The sequence below is a fragment of the Rothia sp. HMSC071F11 genome (assembly GCF_001809115.1).
Lineage (GTDB): Bacteria > Actinomycetota > Actinomycetes > Actinomycetales > Micrococcaceae > Rothia > Rothia dentocariosa.
Map to the genome: position 1 here is coordinate 82,999 of NZ_KV795770.1, position 766 is coordinate 83,764.

At 59.7% G+C, this 766-nt stretch carries 1 protein-coding gene; it reads left to right on the top strand.

Annotation, left to right across the window (positions count from 1 at the left end; translation table 11 throughout):
• Positions 1-766 (top strand): FtsK/SpoIIIE domain-containing protein (locus HMPREF2554_RS09845; protein WP_256388023.1); only part of this gene is annotated, 766 nt, incomplete at both ends.

Here is a 766-nt window from a genome sequence, read left to right on the forward strand (position 1 = left end):
ATCACCCCCATTCAGACCGCGCTGGTAACCGGGTACAGCGGTGTCGTCGAACGAGACCCCATCGAAATGCGTTCGACAAGCGTTTTTGGCATTCCCTCGGCACCGCGTGCCCTGCCGAAACCGAAGAAGACCGATGCGAACGACCTTGACAACCTGATCGACGCTATCGTCGAAGCCAACCACGAGCAGCACTATGCCCCGCCGCGCAAAGTCTGGCCCGAAGCGCTCGGCGATAACCTGCCGCTGAACGGATTCGATAAACCCCTCTACGGAATTGACGAACCCGCACCCGCAGATAGTGATACTCCGATCGTGGGAACCGTTCAGGGCAGTACCGTCTTCTTCGGTCTCGCCGATATTCCCGAAGATCAGGTTCAGGTACCCGCCGGATGGAATATCCAGGTAAGTAATATGCTCCTGGTCGGAACCCCCGGCAGCGGCACCAGCACCGGGCTAGCCTCCATGGCGTTCACCCTGTGCCTCAACACACCCCCGGATCAGCTCGACATGCTCATCCTTGACATGGGTGCAGGAACCTTAGCACCCCTGAAAGACCTGCCGCATGTGAGCGCCTATGTAGGCCCCGGCGAAGGCTCTAAAGAAAGGCAAACAAGGTTCCTGCGGCACCTCATGAACGAGATGGAACGCCGCCGATCCAACCCACGCGGCAACCGCGACCTCATCATCCTCGTAGACGGCTACGGCACCCTGCGCGACGAATTCATGGACTACACCGGAACCGACTACCTGGGTGCGTTCCACCGCG